General features: G+C 35.6%; 19 protein-coding genes. 8 read left to right on the forward strand and 11 right to left on the reverse strand.

Annotation, left to right across the window (positions count from 1 at the left end; genetic code table 11):
• Positions 1-82: 82 nt before the first annotated feature.
• On the forward strand, positions 83-472 hold the full coding sequence (locus tag H6F45_RS03095; RefSeq protein WP_096565090.1) for a hypothetical protein: 390 nt from the start codon (positions 83-85) through the stop codon (positions 470-472).
• A 94-nt stretch (positions 473-566) separates the two neighbouring features.
• Here H6F45_RS03095 and H6F45_RS03100 read toward each other — a convergent pair whose 3' ends face one another.
• The gene (locus H6F45_RS03100) at positions 567-1,073 is read right to left on the reverse strand and encodes a YraN family protein (RefSeq protein WP_096565088.1); all 507 of its coding nucleotides are present in this window, start codon (positions 1,071-1,073) and stop codon (positions 567-569) included.
• 29 nt (positions 1,074-1,102) lie between these two features.
• Between H6F45_RS03100 and H6F45_RS03105 the strand changes: the two genes are divergently transcribed.
• A complete protein-coding gene (locus H6F45_RS03105; protein ID WP_096565086.1) occupies positions 1,103-1,606 on the forward strand; it encodes a pentapeptide repeat-containing protein in 504 nt (167 codons plus the stop codon).
• 311 nt (positions 1,607-1,917) lie between these two features.
• On the opposite strand, the gene H6F45_RS03110 is transcribed toward H6F45_RS03105, so the two are convergent.
• Complete coding sequence (locus tag H6F45_RS03110; RefSeq protein ID WP_096565084.1) at positions 1,918-2,853, reverse strand: DMT family transporter; 936 nt, start codon at positions 2,851-2,853, stop codon at positions 1,918-1,920.
• Positions 2,854-3,159: 306 nt separating this feature from the next.
• On the opposite strand from H6F45_RS03110, the gene H6F45_RS03115 reads away from it, so the two are divergent.
• On the forward strand, positions 3,160-3,510 hold the full coding sequence (locus tag H6F45_RS03115) for a hypothetical protein (protein ID WP_137668382.1): 351 nt from the start codon (positions 3,160-3,162) through the stop codon (positions 3,508-3,510).
• A gap of 94 nt (positions 3,511-3,604) precedes the next feature.
• On the opposite strand, the gene H6F45_RS03120 is transcribed toward H6F45_RS03115, so the two are convergent.
• Positions 3,605-4,603, reverse strand: coding sequence for a cyanophycin synthetase (locus H6F45_RS03120; RefSeq protein ID WP_137668381.1), 999 nt, complete (start codon positions 4,601-4,603; stop codon positions 3,605-3,607).
• Between the two features lie 394 nt (positions 4,604-4,997).
• On the opposite strand from H6F45_RS03120, the gene H6F45_RS03125 reads away from it, so the two are divergent.
• The gene (locus H6F45_RS03125) at positions 4,998-5,234 is read left to right on the forward strand and encodes a hypothetical protein (RefSeq protein WP_137668380.1); all 237 of its coding nucleotides are present in this window, start codon (positions 4,998-5,000) and stop codon (positions 5,232-5,234) included.
• A gap of 189 nt (positions 5,235-5,423) precedes the next feature.
• Here H6F45_RS03125 and H6F45_RS03130 read toward each other — a convergent pair whose 3' ends face one another.
• Entirely contained in the window at positions 5,424-6,104 is a 681-nt protein-coding gene (locus H6F45_RS03130) for a phosphorylase (protein ID WP_096565076.1), read from the reverse strand.
• A 279-nt stretch (positions 6,105-6,383) separates the two neighbouring features.
• Here H6F45_RS03130 and H6F45_RS03135 point away from each other — a divergent pair, with 279 nt between their 5' ends.
• The 4 genes from H6F45_RS03135 to H6F45_RS03150 are packed head-to-tail and all read left to right on the forward strand — an operon-like array spanning position 6,384 to position 10,542.
• Positions 6,384-8,126, forward strand: coding sequence for an asparagine synthase-related protein (locus tag H6F45_RS03135; protein WP_190346422.1), 1,743 nt, complete (start codon positions 6,384-6,386; stop codon positions 8,124-8,126).
• A gap of 4 nt (positions 8,127-8,130) precedes the next feature.
• Positions 8,131-9,429: an AAA family ATPase gene (locus H6F45_RS03140; RefSeq protein WP_137668378.1), complete on the forward strand. Its 1,299-nt coding sequence runs from the start codon at positions 8,131-8,133 to the stop codon at positions 9,427-9,429.
• A 14-nt stretch (positions 9,430-9,443) separates the two neighbouring features.
• Complete coding sequence (locus H6F45_RS03145) at positions 9,444-10,028, forward strand: hypothetical protein (RefSeq protein ID WP_137668377.1); 585 nt, start codon at positions 9,444-9,446, stop codon at positions 10,026-10,028.
• Positions 10,029-10,080: 52 nt separating this feature from the next.
• On the forward strand, positions 10,081-10,542 hold the full coding sequence (locus H6F45_RS03150; protein WP_190346423.1) for a DUF29 domain-containing protein: 462 nt from the start codon (positions 10,081-10,083) through the stop codon (positions 10,540-10,542).
• Positions 10,543-10,558: 16 nt separating this feature from the next.
• Here H6F45_RS03150 and H6F45_RS03155 read toward each other — a convergent pair whose 3' ends face one another.
• From H6F45_RS03155 to H6F45_RS26865, 7 genes are all read right to left on the reverse strand, one after another.
• Complete coding sequence (locus H6F45_RS03155; RefSeq protein WP_190346424.1) at positions 10,559-11,857, reverse strand: hypothetical protein; 1,299 nt, start codon at positions 11,855-11,857, stop codon at positions 10,559-10,561.
• A gap of 75 nt (positions 11,858-11,932) precedes the next feature.
• Positions 11,933-13,168 carry a decarboxylase gene (locus H6F45_RS03160; protein WP_190346425.1) on the reverse strand — a complete coding sequence of 412 codons (1,236 nt, stop codon included), beginning with the start codon at positions 13,166-13,168 and terminating at the stop codon, positions 11,933-11,935.
• The gene (locus H6F45_RS03165; protein ID WP_190346426.1) at positions 13,135-14,850 is read right to left on the reverse strand and encodes an asparagine synthetase B family protein; all 1,716 of its coding nucleotides are present in this window, start codon (positions 14,848-14,850) and stop codon (positions 13,135-13,137) included. The genes H6F45_RS03160 and H6F45_RS03165 overlap by 34 nt, the downstream gene beginning before the upstream one ends.
• Before the next feature lie 2 nt (positions 14,851-14,852).
• On the reverse strand, positions 14,853-15,470 hold the full coding sequence (locus H6F45_RS03170) for a DUF3859 domain-containing protein (protein ID WP_190346427.1): 618 nt from the start codon (positions 15,468-15,470) through the stop codon (positions 14,853-14,855).
• A gap of 464 nt (positions 15,471-15,934) precedes the next feature.
• On the reverse strand, positions 15,935-16,696 hold the full coding sequence (locus H6F45_RS03175; RefSeq protein ID WP_096565065.1) for a phycobilisome rod-core linker polypeptide: 762 nt from the start codon (positions 16,694-16,696) through the stop codon (positions 15,935-15,937).
• Positions 16,697-16,843: 147 nt separating this feature from the next.
• Positions 16,844-17,587, reverse strand: coding sequence for a phycobilisome rod-core linker polypeptide (locus H6F45_RS03180; RefSeq protein ID WP_096565063.1), 744 nt, complete (start codon positions 17,585-17,587; stop codon positions 16,844-16,846).
• Positions 17,569-17,691, reverse strand: a complete 123-nt coding sequence (locus H6F45_RS26865; RefSeq protein WP_272110720.1) for a hypothetical protein — start codon at positions 17,689-17,691, stop codon at positions 17,569-17,571. The genes H6F45_RS03180 and H6F45_RS26865 overlap by 19 nt, the downstream gene beginning before the upstream one ends.
• Between the last annotated feature and the right edge of the window lie 3 nt (positions 17,692-17,694).

Below are 17,694 nucleotides of genomic sequence, written 5' to 3' on the forward strand. Positions count from 1 at the left end.
ACGGGGACTTTTACCCTAGCAGGAACTATCCTTGAACCAGGAAGATATAGATGTAGGATTAGATTTGATCCCAAACACCATCATGGAATATTTATATTACCTGGCAAATGCTAGTCTAACGCTCAGGGTAGTTCAACACCTGCACAACAGACCCCAAACTCCTGTTTCTTTTATCACCGTAATTCATCAAATTGATGGTTGGGTAGTGAGGATTAAACTTAGAGAACCGATCTCAGCCCAAGAAGACGGTGATTTTCGGGCTTTCTTCAATGAATTAGGAATTAGTTATGAGCCACCTATGAGGATACAAATGGCACTTTGGAGCTTGGAGGCGGGACAGTATCCCGTGGACGTAATGCGTCGCTACCAAGTAGCTATTGTATCTCATGGTAGTCCAGAAAAAGAAGAAATCGAAGCATTCAGACAACAGTTTGTCCAAGGTTTGGGCTATTGTCCAGAAACTTTGGCTTGAAAATAGGTGACAGGTGACAGGTGACAGGTGACAGGTGACAGGTGACAGAAGGAAGTTTACCAATTACCAATTACCAATTACCAATTACTAATTATCAATTTATGGTTGATAGATCAAAAGCTGCTGGAATGTATTCGAGCAGCTTAAAGTCATATCCTGGTATTGATAAATTAGCTAGGGTTTCTGGGGTAAATCTTGCCCCCTGAAGATTTTGGGACAAGGGTTGACAAAAGACAATAGCGACATCAAAACGACAAGAATAATCAGCTTTTTCAGGATACTGATCTAAAAATATTCCTGCTGTGTGACAGAGTTTTGCTTGTTTTTTTGGGGTGATAGCGTTTCTACCTCCAGCATCCCAACTACCAGCACTGCGGGTTTTTACCTCTACAAATGCCAGTATTGAGTTTTGATGATTGGTAGTTTGCTTGTTTGCTGTTTCTTTTGTATCATGGTACTGGGCAATAATATCAATTTCTCCCCAGCGACAAGAAAAGCGACGGTGCAGAATTTCCCAACCTGTAGATTTTAACCACTGTGCTACTAGGTCTTCTCCTATGTTACCAATATCAGCATAATTAGATGGAGGAGGTTTAGACATGAATTAATAAACCCAATACAAAAAATACCATGAATATTAAGTATCGTTTTTTGTCACTTATCCTCAGTTTACTGCTTTGGGCGCTCATTCCCATAACGGCATTAATAGGTTTAGCATCACCAGCTTTAGCACTAGAATACAACAAAGAAATTTTGATAGAAGCAGATTTTTCTGGACGTGATTTAACAGACTCTAGCTTTACTAAGGCTAACCTTCGTCAGAGTAATTTTAGTGGTGCTAACTTGCGTGGTGTGAGCTTTTTTGCTGCAAATCTAGAATCAGCAAATTTAACGGGGGCTGATTTAACTAATGCTACCTTGGATTCTGCACGTTTGATTAAAGCCAATTTAACTAATGCTGTTTTGGAAGGTGCATTTGCGGCTAGTGCCAAATTTGATGGTGCTATAATTGACGGAGCAGATTTTACTGATGTGTTGCTGCGTTCAGATGAGCAAAAAAAATTATGCAAGTTGGCTAAAGGTACTAATCCTGTCACGGGTAGGGATACAAGAGATACTTTATTCTGTCCGTAGTTACTACTATTCGGCTATCAGCAGTCAGGAGTTAATGGTCAGCTTGATCAAACATTGTGACTCCTGTGTAGGGGTTTAGCAATGCTCATTGGTGTCAACTCAAACCACAAATAGCTTTTTTGTTTAGCTTCCAAACCCGCCCGGAACTTAAGTTCCGGTCTAAGCTAGAACGTCGATTCAGTAATGCTAGGTAATCTGTTTTTACTGTTTTTACCTTGTAGGGGCGAAGCATTCGGGTGATAACCTATCGCTGAAAGCAGTTCATATTCTGTCCGAATGCTATACGCCCTTACGATTAATAAATCGGTGTTCTAGAGAATGTTTCTAACTGAGATGGGTGAAGTGATGGAAGCTAATAAACTAATTCCGAAAATTGCAATTATTACCCCTATAATAGCTCTCAAACTGACTTTTTCACCCATAAAGATAGCAATGGGAATTACAAGTATAGGGCTGGTTTGCATGAGGGTTGAGGCAATACCCACGTTAGTTAATTTAATGGCTGTTTGTTGTAACCAAATTCCTAAATAAGTGCCTAAAAAAGCAGCTAAAAAACTGGCTAATATAACTCGTTTTGACTGCCAATAAGGATATACAAAGACGTTATTTCTCTGATTGGGCAAAAATGCCCAAATTAAAATTATTAATACTCCGGCAATTAATCTGAATAATGCTGCCCACAAAGGGGAAATATTCGTACCTGTAAATGCTGCACGGGAAAAAACAGCACCGATGGCGTTAGCTACTGCTGCTAACAAACCTAACCCTATTCCTGGCCATAGTTGTGTGGTTGCACCTTCACCATTATTACTGACTCTTTCGGTAACAACCCAAGCAACACCTAAAATCGTGAGTAAAATACCACACCAAGCATTGATGTTCAGACTTTCTTGGAGAAAAATTGTAGCAGCGATCGCACTCATGGGAGGGGCTAAAGTTCCCAACAGCAAAACCCGACGTGCGCCTAGTCTGTTAATAGCTGCTAAAAAAGCTGTATCTCCTAAACCAATACCTGCTGCACCACTGAGGAGTAGAAATAATAAGTTTAAGGGTGCAAGGGTGGGTAAAAAATCACCGCTGATGACGATTGTAATTAGCAACAGGGCGATCGCTATTATGCCTTTGATTAAATTTAGCTGTAAGGGCGGAATGCGTTGCCCTAATACTCCATATACCACGGAAGCGATCGCCCATAAACAGGCAGCAGACAAGGCTGCTAATTCACCTCTACCATTAGTTAAGCCAATAACTAAGAAACTATTAAAAATGATCTTAACTCCCCAAATAAGCCTGGAAACTATTTTTATAATATATCAAATATATATTAAATAATAATGGCACTCAAAATTAGCACTCTCAGTTCACAAGTGCTAATTTTTTAAAAAATTTTAAAAAATTTTAAAATCAGTAGATTGAACTTGTAATTTCTGTTTTTTGGCGTTATATTTGAATATATAGCAATCATATTTGATGCTGAAATCACTCATAAAAAATTAAATAGTTTACAGATTCCAGTCAATAGACTAACAACTCAACAGATTTGGAGGATGGGCATGAACTATACTTTTGACATTGTAGGAGTATCTCCAATTTTATACTTTTTCAATCACCAACAACAAAGTTTAGAAAAACCTCTACACCAAAAAGTTGAATATTTGGGAACTCAAACTTGTACATTAGATGCGTTTCTAGAATCTGTAGAATCAGTTCCAACTGCTGGTAGTTGGAATTTAGATCAAGTGGTAGATACAGTGATTGAATTTTGGTTGAATAATGCAGAGACTATTCAATATTGGAAAACTAGATTACAAGATGCTGGTAAAGATAATTTGCTGGTGGCTAGAGTTGGGGAAATTACAGCTTTACAAGCAGAATTTGAATCTCTGTTAGGTAAAAATTGGTGAGTCATTCGATTTTGGATTTTAGATTTTGGATTTTGGATTGAATCTACTCCTGACTCCTGACTCCTGACTCCTAACTCCTAACTCCTTACCACATTTATTCGTTTTCTAATGCTTGCAAAATTTTCCGATATAAATCTTCTACTTTCTGTATTTGCTGCTCTCCCAGTAAGGCATAATGAGCTAAACCAGGGGCGCTATTAATTTCCAACAGAGTATAATCTACAGTATAATCTACTATGGGTTGAGTAATATCAGCGGTGAGAATATCTACACCTGCTAATCTCAAACCCATATCTTTAGTGATATTAATCGCCAATTTTTGAAAATCAGGATGAATATTTTCCGTGAAGTCTATTGCATCACCACCTGTAGATAGATTTGCGTTGTCTAAAAGATAAATTAAAGTATCTTCAGCAAGTACACTATCAAAGCTCAGATTTTGTTTGTTTAATTTCTTGATAATGCGGAAATCTTCGACATCAATTAATATTTTTTCCCCTGTTTTGATTAACTGTTCACGTTTATTTTGTAGTAATTCTAAAATAGTAGATTTACCATCACCAGTGACAGATAAAGGTATTCTTTGATAAGCCGCTATAACTTCATTATCTAAAACTAAAATCCTAAAGTCATTACCTTGATAAAATCTTTCTACAATTAAGACAGACTGAGTAGCAAGTATTTTTTCTGCTACTTGATAATATTCCTGTTTATTATATACTTTAGTAACTAAAATTCCTAAACTGAGATTTAAAGGTTTAACAATTACAGGGAATCCTAATTCTTGGGCATAGTTCCAACCATCATGGATATTTCTGGGGTTGGCGACTTTTGCACACATTTTATCATTAAAAAATGTTTTTCCTTCCGTAACTTGATAACCAAGTTTACCCAAAAAATAATTAGAAAAGGCTTTATCTTGTGCTAAATTTGCCGAACCAAAACCATTAATATTGAATCTCGTGTTATCAAAAACGGTTATTTTCCCATTTTTAAACGTAATATGTCCAATTAGTTCATATTCAGGTTCTATTAAAATAGAAGCGCCCATTTCTGTAGCAACTTTTTTTAAAATTGATGCAGTGAATTTCATACAACATTCCTGTTTAATGTATCAGATGATTTCCCAGATTAGTAGGGGGCAATACGCAATATATATTCTCACAAATTGTAGATTCATGCTACAATGATTTACAAATTGATATGTAATTTTGTCTAAGTAAGAGGTAAATTTTTAACGAAAAATGTTGTTTTATTTACCAAGCATTCAGCACTGTTAATATTAACTTTATTTGTGTATCGTGAAAATTCTGGAAATAATATTTTCTAGGTTTTATTGCCTAGTAAAAACAAATTGTTGCACTAAGTATTGACAATCCAAGAATTATGTAATAACAAAGTGGCATCATCAATTAAAGGCGCTAGTGTTATTCCCCCTAAGAGACACACTAACGCCAATCAATCAAATTCATACGGATAATATAATCATGCCACAAAACACAGATGACAAAGATACCAAATCAAAAAATCCAGCAATTTCTTATAGAAATCGGCTGAATAGTTGGGCTATAGCTCGTGTGGTTGCGAATCAAGAGCGTATAATTATTGCCAGATTCCGTAGTCGTTCAGATGCAGATGGTTATATTCAGCACTTGCGTCAACTCATACCTGATGGTTCTTTCGAGATTTTCTTTGATTCTCAACGGGAAGCAGCAGCGATTTAAGCTTTGAGTTATCAATTGATAATTGTTTGATTCAACGTTTAAAAACTTCGCTTTACAGGGTAAAAAGCCAAAAATTTCGCTTTTTCAAGCCTCTCCTTTCAACGGAGAGGTAATTGTCAATTTTTCATTGTTAATTGTCCATTATTGAAGTGATCCTCAGATTCCCGACTTCGCAAAGAAATCGGGGATCTATATCCGAGTTGAGGAACTGGCTAAACAGTAAGCTACGGTTTCTAATATTTTGAGTGCTTGTAAGGAACTACGAATCAAGCGGGTAGCAGCTAGGGGTTTACGGATGAATGTTAAGGCCAGGGGTAGAGGTTGAAGTGAACCATCGGCACTAATGGCTGTTGTCAGGTCAGGTATATCATAGAGAGTATCATCACTAACGACTCGTAATATTGCGGTTGATATCCCCAGTGGCTGGAAAAATTCTAAGAATGTGAATCCTTCCATATCAACAACATCAGCGCCAGATTGTAGATGTAAATTTTGTTTTTCTGCTGCTAGGGATATGACGCGATCGCTCGTTAATCCCTGAACAAAAGCTACTTTATCCCCAAGTTGGTTATATATCTCTGTGATCAAGGTGCGATCGCACTTTTGCAGATTTCTTTGATACATACAATCTCGATAGAGAACTATATCACCAACCTTGTAATGCTCATTTAAACTGCCACATAAACCCATTAGCAGCACGCGTTGATTGAGTTGATTTAAATGTTGACAATTTTTTTCCAAAAACTGGTACAGTGATTTCATTCCCAGGGGTATTGCTATCACCTGCGGTTGCAAACCTTTAACACGACTTAAACCACGACAAACGGCTTGGTTTTCTGCTCCTTGGGGTACTAAAATTGTGTTAATCATTCCTGTTATTTTTAATAAGCTGTTACACAGCTAAATTGTATAATCCTAATATTCTGAACTCTTGTTTAACAGGCAAGATGCCTGTTCCACTTATACAAATTAAATGCACAACAGCTTACCCTTTGGTAATACCAATTCTGTATGAAGATGCGCTAAATTATATAACGAACCGCAAAGGACGCAAAGAACACAAAGAAAGAGGTCAGAAAATTTAGCGCAGGCTCATAAAGAAACGGTATAAACTGCTTTGTGTCTAAGTGCCTTCATAGTTAATTTAATATGTTTTTTAATCTTTTTCAAAATCCTCAATCAGTAAATTCTAATTTGGAAGTAATACCTACTTGGTATGTAGCTTATGGAAAATTAGATAATAATGTAGATGCTTTAAAAGCAAATGTTACCTGGCAAGATCAACAATTTGCTGTTATTTCTGCTTCCGAAAATTTTGCCATTAGTCTTAACGAAAGATTTGTATTAGTTGGTGATATATGGTTAAGTAATCGTTTAGAACTCCTCCAAAGAATAAATATTGATTCTACCCAAAAAATCAGTAATCAACAAATAATTGTACAACTTTGGGAAAAGTATAATTTTCAATGTTTAACCCTATTATTAGGGATGTTTAACTTAGTAGTGTGGGATCGAGAAAAGCAAGAATTATATTTAGTCAGAGATGCCATAGGTAGTCGAACTTTATATTATACAACTAAAGGTTCAACTTACTGGATTGCTCCCAAATTAACCACCCTTGCACCTCATAGAAACAATGACTTAGATTTAATAGCATTAAGAGATTATCTTTATTGTGCATTTGTTCCAGGAGAAAGAACACTTTGGCAAAATGTTAAAGAAATGCGTCCTGGTACACTTATAGAAATGCCTTCAAATCAAGTTTATCATTATTGGCAACTCCAAGAAAAAGTAATAGATGTTAATCAACCTTTAGAATGGTATAGCGAGAAATTAAATGCTTTATTAAAACAAGTTATCAAAGAATATTTACCAGAAAATCAACCTTTAGGAGTATTTCTTTCTGGTGGTTTAGACTCTAGCAGTATTACCGCATTAGCAGCAAAATTACATAACGCACCAGTGCATACTTATTCCATTCATTTTGGTACAGAAACACCCAATGAATTAGAATTTTCTAGCTTAGTTGCACAACATTGTCAAACACAACATCACATTTTAGAAATTACCTTTCGGGAAATGTGGGAACGTTTACCAGAAACAATGTTATATTTAGATGATCCTATCGGTGATCCTTTAACAGTACCAAATTTATTAATAGGTAAACTAGCGAGAGAAAATGTAGAGATTACATTAAATGGAGAAGGAGGAGATCCTTGTTTTGGAGGTCCAAAAAATCAACCAATGTTGATTAATAGTTTATATGGTACAATTAATAATCAAGATGCTTTAACAGCTTATTTAATATCTTTCCAAAAATGTGCTTTAGACTTACCACAACTATTAAAACCGGAAATTTGGCAAAGTGTAAAAAACGAATCTTCTGTGTTTTACCATGATTTAAATGCCGATGCTAATTATTTAAATAGATTAATGAAATTGAACATTAAATTTAAAGGAGCAGATCACATTTTAACAAAGGTGAATAACTTAACTCAAGCAGCAAATTTACAAGGTTTATCACCCTTATTTGATCAACGAGTAGTTGACTTGAGTATGCAAATTCCCCCAGAATATAAACTTTCAGGAGTGGAAGAAAAAGCAGTTTTGAAAAAAGCAGTCAGTGATATTTTACCAGATACAATTATTCAGCGTCCTAAAAGTGGAATGATGGTTCCTGTACAATTAGGATTTAGGAAATATTGGCAAAAACAAGCGCGGAAATTGTTGTTAAATAGAAATAGTGAGATTTCCGCTTATATTAATCAGGATATTTTGCGAAACTGGTTAGATTTTAAAGGTGATATTTGGGGGCGTTATGGTGTTAAACTATGGTTATTGGTAAGTTTGGAAATTTGGTTGCAGGTAAATACATCAGTATTAAAGAAATAGTCAAATGTTAAAAGAACTTCATTTAAGGTCTGTTGGACCATCTGCTCAATTTGATGTTGAATTTGCCGATAGAGTTAATATCTTTACTGGTGATAATGGACTAGGTAAAAGCTTTTTATTAGATGTTGCTTGGTGGGTACTTACCGGAAATTGGGTAGAACAAATTGCTTATCCACAAAGAAATACAGAACAACACCCAGAAATTATATCCCAAATTGAAACTAAATATGGTTTAAAAGATTATCAAAGTGGATTTAATTTTTCTGAACAACAATGGTTAAAAAACCAGTTACCTCCTGAACTAAACGAGGTAGTTATTTTTGTTAGAGTTGATGGTAGTTTCTCAGTTTTTGACCCTCTTCGTAGTCGTGAGAGTGCTTATAATTTTACTACAGATACTCTTTGGAATGGCTTAAAGTTCAAAAGAAAAGTTATTTGTAACGGTATAATTCAAGATTGGGGAACATGGCAAAATAAACCACAAAAATCACCATTTCAAATTTTATCTAATGTAATCAAAAAACTTGCTCCCCATCCAGATGAATGGATAGAAATAGGAGAACCAACACGCGTATCTGTAGATGATGTGAGAGACATTCCTACAATTAATCTTCCTTACGGTAATATTCCCATTACCCAAGCATCAGCAGGAATGAAGAGAATTTTGGGACTTGCTTATTTATTAGTATGGACTTGGTATGAACACCTAAAAGCTGCTGAACTAACACAGCAAGAACCAATGAATCAAATAGTTTTACTAATTGATGAAATAGAGTCTCACCTGCATCCTCGCTGGCAAAGAGTCATCTTACCATCTGTTTTATCAGTAATCAATGATGTATTACAAGATATGCCTTTTGTCACTACTCCGCCTATTTTTATTCCTTACCGCATCGAAAATATACAACAAAATATGAAAATACAAACTTTAGTTACTACTCATTCTCCACTGGTTTTAGCTTCATTAGAACCACTTTTTGATGAAGATAAGGACAAATTATTTCTATTTGAAATGCAAGGAAAAGACGTTGAACTGAATGAAATTTTCTGGACTAAACAAGGAGATACAGTAGGATGGTTAACTTCCGAAATATTTGGACTAAAACAAGCGCGTTCTCAAGAATCAGAAATTGCTATTGAAGCAGCAGAAGCGTGGATGCGTCATAATGATATGAGCGATTTTCCCGAACATTTGAAAACACAATCACAAATACATCAAGAACTGCTAAAACTTTTACCAGGACATGATCCATTTTGGCCGCGCTGGATAGTCACAGCAGAAAGAATCAATTCAGGTTTATAAGACTTATACTAAAGATGTTAAAGTTTAATCCACCACTAGAACCGCAAGATTTTGATGAAAAAGTGCGACAACCTGGTAATAATTGGTTAGCAAAAAATACAGATCATAAAAAAAGACCTATAGATTATTGGTCAAAATTCAAAAGTGATTTAGCTGATGGTTTTAATAATCTTTGTGGTTATAGTGTCATGTATGAACCTGTAGGAACTTTAGAGCATTTTTTATCTTGTGAAAATCATCGTCATTTAGCTTATGAATGGAGTAATTACCGTTTTGCTTCTGGTTGGATTAATAGTAGTAAAGGTACTCTTGATCACCAAGTTCTTGATCCCTTTGAAGTGGAAGATGAGTGGTTTGAAATTTTGTTACCTTCTCTTCAGTTAGTTGTTACTGATAAAGTACCACCTGAGAAACTAGAAAAAGCAGAATTTACTTTAAAAAGATTACGTTTGCAAAATGGCTCACAAGTGATGCGCCAGCGTCAAGTATGGTATAATTTATATTGTGCTGGTAGTATTGACTTAGAAGGGTTAGAAAAAATGGCTCCTCTAATTGCTCGTGCAGTTAAAAAACAACAAGCAAATTCTGACAAAGAATAATTAATTATATATTTGAGAAAATCAAGTAAAAATCACTCCAGGAGTAAGAGTAATGATACAAAACATACCAAAACATGATATTTTATATGAAACCGATTTTCTTGCTTGGTGTGAAAAAACAGTTACTCAACTCAAAGCAAAAGATGTAGAAAATCTTGATTTTGAACATTTAATAGAGGAGATTGAAAGTCTGGGAAAAAGCGAAAGACGGGAATTAAGAAATAGATTATTAGTTTTGATAGCGCATATTCTCAAACGGATGTATGTTAACAGTTCTGAAAACTTCAATGGATGGGAAGTAACTATTGTAGAACAACGAAAACAAATCAAAGTTTTATTGAAAGAATCTCTTAGCTTACAACCTTATCTAGCACAAATATTTACAGAAGTTTATGCTGATGCTTTAGATATTGTTTCCGTTGATTATAAACAAACAGATTTTCCTGATACATGGCCATTTGATTTTGGTACAGATTTACTTTTATCTGCAAAATATTGGGAGCATAATCTGTAACTTGCATTCTAAACATTTAACCAAAACTTTCCACCATATAAATATCATTACCTGAATCAGCAACTACCATAAAACTACTATCATCACTTGCTAAATTCAAACTTCCAGAAATACCACTTCGCAGAACTTTAATCAACATCTGTGGTGAAAAAGATTCTAATTCTACAAAATTACCTGCATCCAACCAAGCTAACTCTTCCGCAGTTAAATTCTGACGAATTTCTAACGGTAATTCTTTGGATTTTTTAGCTAAATACTCTGCATTTTGAATAAACATACCTCGCTTATTAGCAAGAATTTGACGCGGTAATAAACCCACATCAATAATAGTCACCTCACTATTTAAAAACCAATTTTCACTGGTGCGGAGATGATAGACCAAACTCACACCTTTAGGACTACAATCATGGAATGCAAAAACTTGTAAATTGGGGTTTCTGCGTAGCATTTCCATTGTTGTATTAAAAATGCTTTGGGGATAACCATTAACACTAAGAATTGCACAGTTATTTTCAAAATGGAAATTATTAGCAATTAATAATTGTGCAATGTTAGCACTATCACAAACAACCAATCTATCAAAACTATAAGCAGTCACATCGGGGTTAATAGATGCAGGTGAAATTTGATTTTGTGGTTCAGGTAAAATTCTATCAATCATACCATTAACTGTTTGCCAATTTTCCAACCAACCATCTAAATTGGATTGAGTAACTAAAAATTCCTGTGGTAAATTTCCCACTCTTCCTAACTGTCTAGTTCCTAAAAATATTGACAACATTCCTAAAATGACCAACATACAAAAAATAGGAAACGAGTTTACGGTTAAACTTACCAATATTCCCAATACTAGAATTAATATTCCCACAATGCGTAAAGTTTTAGCACTTGCTTTGCGACTTGCAGTAGTTAATTTACTTGATTTGGTGTTATTAAATAAGTAGAAAATAGTCGCTGCTTGATAAACTAAATTAGCAACCAGAAAAGAATTAGGTAAAAAAGCACTTGTTATTCCTCCGACAAAGAGAGTAACCCAAATATTGAAAAAGAAATATAAAAACACAAAACTACGGGTTTGAAATGCTTTGTTTCGGATGCGATTATCTAAAAAATATAAAAGCTGCTTAGCTGTAAAATATAAAGTATCATTAGCAGAAATATCTGCCAATATTTTAGCAAACATGGGATCTGTAATTTTCAAAGTCCCCATTGTTGTGGGTTCAAAAACAAAAGGATGATGACATTGTTTACATCTTCCGTTGTTTGCTGTTCTATCTTTTAAATTGTTATCAGTTCCGCAGTTAATACATTTCATAAGTTTTTTGGTAATGGGTAATTGGTAATGGGTAATTGGTAATGGGTAATTGGTAATGGGTAATTGGTAGGATATTTAAACTATTTGATTATTCAGTAAAACACTGTAATCTTCTCGTTTTCTAATTAACCGATGAGTACCATTTTCTAATAACACCTCCGCAGGTTTAGGACGATGTAAAAAATGAGAAGACATAGCATAACCATAAGCACCCACATCTAAAATAGCGATTATATCACCAATTTCTAAAGCGGGAAGTTGGCAGTTTTTAGCTAAATAATCCCGTGAATAAGTCGTATTTCCACAAACATCCGTGATATAATTTGTGATATACTTTTCATAAGTTTGATTTTTCCAACTTACAATTTCTCGATAACCTCCATGAACAGCAGGAACAGAAAGATTAGCTACTGTAGAATCTACACCCAAAACTTGTTTATTACCTTGCCATTTTACAGATACAACTTGAGCTAACAAAGTTCCAGAACCAGCTATAGCAGCGCGTCCTGGTTCAATAATCAAATTAATATTTTTCCCTAAATTGCCAATTCTTTGACTTAACTCATCTCCAAAAAATTCCCAATTAAAAGCAATTTTATCATGATGATAGGGATAACCAAAACCACCACCAAAATCTAAATATTGCCAATCTGGTAAATTTTTTGCTATGGATATTACCTCATCAATAACATTAGTAAAAGCAGAAGTCGCATTAGTTCCCGTACCCCGATAAAAATGCAATCCTGTAATTTTTAAACCAGCATCTCTAGCAATAGCAACAGCCTGATCAAAATCTGCTATACTAACACCAATGCGACTATCTTCAGAAACATTCAACCTTAATCCAATCTTTAAATCTTCCTTCTCTTTGTGTCTTTGCGTCTTTGCGTGAGATAATAAAACCTCACACAACAAACGCAACTGAGAAATACTATCTAAATTTAAAGTATTTACACACCAATTTAAAACCTGTTCCATTTCCTCCCGACTTAAATTACTACCACTATAGACAATTTCTGAAGGTGTAAAACTAGCATTTAAACCCAAATAAATATCACCTGGTGTATTAGCATGAAGTCCCCAACCAGCATTTTTAAATATCTTCAATAACGCAATATTCCCGTTAGTGACACTAGCAAAATAAAACCGAGTTAGAGGATAATGGAAAGAGTTAGTAATATGGGAAATAGTTTGATTTAAAATATTGCCATCATAAACATATAAAGGAGAACCGTAAATATTTAATAATTCCTCAGCAAGTTCTTGAGAAAATGGAGTTAATAATTTTGCAGTTTCTTGTAATGTTTCCATAAACCACGAGGTAATAAAAACGGATGCTTCCAAGACTTTGATCCTAGTTTTACACCAAAAACGTGAAAATACCAAAGTTCCCACATAATAAGTAACCAAAGTATCTCACCTATGCGTCGTCCTTGAATATGTCCTCCCAGTTCTCCGGTAATAATTTTTGTTGCTATATCAGGGTAAAAAATATTTTCCGCTTCTAGTATACCCGGATTTAACCAATTACCAAGATCATGCCAAAAATTATTTACACACCAAGAGGTTAGGGGAACACCCATACCCCGCTTTTGTCTCCAGACTATTTCCGATGGTAGCAAATTTTCTACAGCGCGTTTCAAGATATACTTTTCACAAGCACCTTGTAAACAGAGTTCACCAGATAGCTGAAAAGTCCATTTTGCTAAATTTAAATCACAAAAAGGCGATCGCACATTTAAACCATGCACAAAACTTAACGCAGTTGCACGGGGATGAATATTTTGCGCTCCCTTTAACATCAAACTAGCACGACGCAGACGATGTAACAACGAAGGACAAAAACGACTATCTAACCCATCCAACAGCCATTCCTGAGCATTTAAACCTTGAATCTGAGCATAAATATCCGGTTGATACACCCTAGATTCATAACCCCAGAGACGGTGAAAAGTTCGCAAATATTGTGAAATAAAATCTTCATTTTTATGGGGATGTTCACCTTGATAAATACCCGCAGCAATTAAAGGTTTATTAGTCCAACCGGCAAATAATTGATCACCACCTTCACCATTAAAAATCACTTTAGTTTCTTGAGAAGCAACTTTATTTAAAAGATATAAAGGAACAGTCACACCATCACCAAAAGGTAAATCTAAAGCTTTAACAGTAGGAATAATTGCGTTTTTAATATTTTTCGGACTTGCATCAACCTTAATAATAGGAATATTCAAAAACTCTGCCACCTGTTTCCCATAACAATACTCAGAAACTCCAAATTCACCAAAATCTAAACTATAAGCGCGAACCTTCACCCCCAATTGTACCAACAAAGCAGCAACAATAGAAGAATCCAAACCCCCAGAAAGAAAAACCCCCACAGGTTCATCTTTTACATCAGCAACTTGCCTTTCTACCGCATTTTTTAATAAACTTTGTAATTGAGAAACTGCGGTATTTTCATCTGTAATTTGTTCCTGAGATTCATACCATTGATAATTGTAATTATTTATTACCTGATAATTACCAACGTTATCAATATTAAAAATCACCTCAGTTCCCGCACCGACAGAAAACACCCCACTAACAGAAGTTACAGGAGTAGGAACATAAGAAAAACAAGAATAACCATATAAACCAGAAATACAAACTTCCGGTTTATCCATTATTTCCAAAAGCAAATCTAACCGAGAAGCAAACCAAACAGTATTATTTTGACAACTCCAAAATAAAGGAACTTTACCAAAAACCTCCCTACCCAAAATCAAACTATCATCTTCCACCCTCACCCAAACATCAGCATCAGAAAAACTCGAAGCAGAAACAGCAGCAATAGTATTTCCTTCTATCTCCGGTACAGACTCACAACCCACATAAACCACATTCCAAACAAACCTTTCTCCCTCCCCTCCTCTCTCTGCGTCTCTGCGTCTCTGCGTGAGTTTTTCTTCCTTCTTCTCACCCCAATAACCGATAAAATGATAGGATAACATAACTATTGCACAACAAAAATTTCTTCACTAATTTTTCTCCCATCCAGCAACATTTCCACCTGCCAATTACCCACAGGTGCAGTAGAATTAATCGTATACTTACAATGAGTATTCCAAATGGAAGTAGTTATATCTTTAGTATCATAAGCATTTTGTTTCACAATTTTTCCACTAGGATCAATCCAATTACAACTAAGAGATAACCTTTTACCTATCGGTGCATCTTTCAAAGTTACACGATAAAAAACTTCACCATTAGCTTGACGAGAAACAGTTTTTATATCAACTTCATCAGCCAAAGTAATTCTATCTTGTTGAGCAGAAACATTAGCTAATAAGGAAGCTTGTTGTTGATTAAAAAATACTAAACTTCCAACAGTAATAATAATTGCCCCAACCACCCCAAAAGCTATCAACTTATTACGACGTTGTTGCACCTCTAAAGCTTGACGACGACGCAACTGAATCAAAGCTTCATCTAACAACTCTGGAGGTAAATTTAACTCTTGTAAAATTTGCTGAATTTGCTGTTGGTCAAATTCAGCTTCTTGACGTAATTGTAAACCTTGAACTTCAGCAATAATTTGATTTAACTGTTCCTGCGTTATTCGCTGGTTCATATTGCAATCGACTTACTTTTTTACTGGTGGATAAAAGATAATAGGATTTAAGTGTGATTTATGTCAGCAGTCAGGAGTCGTAGGAGCGAAGCATTCGGAAAATAACCTGTGATCAAAATTGATAAGCTGTTACACAGCTAAATTGTATAATCCTAATGTTCTGAACTCTTGTTTAACAGGCAAGATGCCTGTTCCACTTATACAAATTAAATGCACAACAGCTTAATTTATCGCCTGAATGCTTCGCCCTTAACAGAGCTATTTTTTTATTTTTTTCATTTTCAGCAAGCATTATCTTTGTTTTTCCAACCTCCTACCTTCTGCCCCTAAAACCAAGGGTCCAGTTTTCACCTAACACCATAACTAGCTAACATAGAAACCGCCAACTCGTTATCATATCAAAGTAAAAACCAGACCCAGTAGAAAGTTTAGGTAATCAATAGGTAATTAGAGAATTACCGATTTTAGCGTCTACCACGATAAGGAACTTCATTCAAGTAATCAATGTCAAAAGAAGAGATTCTTTGAGCATAGTTACCCTTACCAGACAGAGAAGCGGCCATATCTGCAAACTTGCCAGGATCGCCTTCTCTGAGACGTTTTGTTTTCGCCTTTGCAGTGTAGAAGTTTTCCAACACAAAGCGCCAGTCGGTTCTGACTGTACCTGCTGTTTCTTGGAAGTCCACACCGTAACGAGGAGTAACCAAGTTATAGGGACGACCTTCCATGCGTTTACGTTGGTAAGGTACGGTGTTATCACCAAAGTTTTGGTTATATTCTTCGCTGTCTACCAAAGCATCAACAAAGCCATCAAAACCCTTAGTACCAATAACAATTGACCAAGCAATTTCTTCTTCTTTGTTGTAAGCAGAACGACCCAAAATCCGCTTGAGGGTGATATCTACTAAACGGTAGTTGTTGTTAACAGAAACAACTAAACGATAGAAAGCTTCGGATTTAGCTAAACCACGAATGAAGTCTTTAACAGACAAAGAACCATTTTTCAGTTGAGATTCTAAAGTAATTTGGCGGTTAAACTTCAAAATTTCATGTTCGCTGAAAACTTGGCGATAGGAAGCCCAAATGATGCTTTGAATGTCAGTGTAAGAACTAACATCTTCTAAACGGTAGATATAAGGAGTATCTTCGTTTTTATCAGCAACACCGAAACTGCTAACGCGGTGGTTTTGGGTAGATGGTTTGTATTGAAGTAATGGCAGTGCCATGCTGCGTCTTTCCTCTTGTTGATAAATTCGTTTCGTTTAAAAACAGAATTGGGTTTGTTTCAAAACAGAATTAGGTTTGATCACTCAAATTCCCAATTCGCACTTTAACTATTTTCCCGCATTAGGTTACATACCTAATTAAGAGATTTAACGAACTGGGAAACTAGCACTAGGACTGATAGACACAGGAACACCTGTGGGTACTGTTTCCCTAGTAGTATCGGGAATTGCAATGTTAGCTGTGCTAACTGGTGTGTAAGTAACAATCCTGATATTAACAGCAGCAGCCATTTTCATGAAGTCACTGATACTACCGGGTTTGTAGCGTTCAGCTTCTAGCTTATCCCGCCAATAGTCAGCATAGCGGGGTGTGACTAAATTAAAGGGTCTATCTTTATAGCGTCGGCGTTGGTAAGGAACAATATTTTCCCCAAAGCAGCTTTGATACTCTTGAGAATCTATCAAAGCATCCACAAAACCATCCCAGCCATCGGTAGCAATTTTGATAGACCAAGCGATTTCTTCATCTTTGTTATAAGGCGCACGACCTAACAACCGCTTGAGTCCAATTTCTACTAAGCGATAATTAGAATTGGTTTTAATTACCAAATCCTGGAAAGCGTCAGATTTAGCTAAACCCCGGATGAAATCACGGACAGTAATAGCTTTATTTTTTACCTGAGATTCTAAATTACTTTGGCGGTAGAATTTGAGGATGACGTGTTCGCTAAAAAGTTGGCGATAAGCAGCCCAAATCAATTCTTCAACTTCACCACCAAAAGCATAATCTTCAATGCGGTAAACTCTGGGAGTATCTTCGTTGGGTACTTCGTAACCAGCAACCCGTTGGTTTTGTGAACTGGGTTTATATTCTAGTAAAGGTATTGCCATATTTTATGTTGTTTGTAAGTGGTAATGGGTAATTGGTAATGGGTAATGGGTAATTGGTAATGGGTAATTGGTAAACTTTTTCCTGTCCACCAGTCACCAGTCACCTA

This window comes from Sphaerospermopsis sp. FACHB-1194, from assembly GCF_014696235.1.
Taxonomy (GTDB): Bacteria; Cyanobacteriota; Cyanobacteriia; order Cyanobacteriales; family Nostocaceae; genus Sphaerospermopsis; species Sphaerospermopsis kisseleviana.

Excerpts from the sequence above, each read along its gene's own strand:
- H6F45_RS03095 (WP_096565090.1), top strand. The coding sequence starts at position 83 with ATGGAATATTTATATTACCTGGCAAATGCTAGTCTAACGCTCAGGGTA.
- H6F45_RS03100 (WP_096565088.1), bottom strand. The coding sequence starts at position 1,073 with ATGTCTAAACCTCCTCCATCTAATTATGCTGATATTGGTAACATAGGA.
- H6F45_RS03105 (WP_096565086.1), top strand. The coding sequence starts at position 1,103 with ATGAATATTAAGTATCGTTTTTTGTCACTTATCCTCAGTTTACTGCTT.
- H6F45_RS03115 (WP_137668382.1), top strand. The coding sequence starts at position 3,160 with ATGAACTATACTTTTGACATTGTAGGAGTATCTCCAATTTTATACTTT.
- H6F45_RS03120 (WP_137668381.1), bottom strand. The coding sequence starts at position 4,603 with ATGAAATTCACTGCATCAATTTTAAAAAAAGTTGCTACAGAAATGGGC.
- H6F45_RS03125 (WP_137668380.1), top strand. The coding sequence starts at position 4,998 with ATGCCACAAAACACAGATGACAAAGATACCAAATCAAAAAATCCAGCA.
- H6F45_RS03130 (WP_096565076.1), bottom strand. The coding sequence starts at position 6,104 with ATGATTAACACAATTTTAGTACCCCAAGGAGCAGAAAACCAAGCCGTT.
- H6F45_RS03135 (WP_190346422.1), top strand. The coding sequence starts at position 6,384 with ATGTTTTTTAATCTTTTTCAAAATCCTCAATCAGTAAATTCTAATTTG.
- H6F45_RS03140 (WP_137668378.1), top strand. The coding sequence starts at position 8,131 with ATGTTAAAAGAACTTCATTTAAGGTCTGTTGGACCATCTGCTCAATTT.
- H6F45_RS03145 (WP_137668377.1), top strand. The coding sequence starts at position 9,444 with ATGTTAAAGTTTAATCCACCACTAGAACCGCAAGATTTTGATGAAAAA.
- H6F45_RS03150 (WP_190346423.1), top strand. The coding sequence starts at position 10,081 with ATGATACAAAACATACCAAAACATGATATTTTATATGAAACCGATTTT.
- H6F45_RS03155 (WP_190346424.1), bottom strand. The coding sequence starts at position 11,857 with ATGAAATGTATTAACTGCGGAACTGATAACAATTTAAAAGATAGAACA.
- H6F45_RS03160 (WP_190346425.1), bottom strand. The coding sequence starts at position 13,168 with ATGGAAACATTACAAGAAACTGCAAAATTATTAACTCCATTTTCTCAA.
- H6F45_RS03165 (WP_190346426.1), bottom strand. The coding sequence starts at position 14,850 with ATGTTATCCTATCATTTTATCGGTTATTGGGGTGAGAAGAAGGAAGAA.
- H6F45_RS03170 (WP_190346427.1), bottom strand. The coding sequence starts at position 15,470 with ATGAACCAGCGAATAACGCAGGAACAGTTAAATCAAATTATTGCTGAA.
- H6F45_RS03175 (WP_096565065.1), bottom strand. The coding sequence starts at position 16,696 with ATGGCACTGCCATTACTTCAATACAAACCATCTACCCAAAACCACCGC.
- H6F45_RS03180 (WP_096565063.1), bottom strand. The coding sequence starts at position 17,587 with ATGGCAATACCTTTACTAGAATATAAACCCAGTTCACAAAACCAACGG.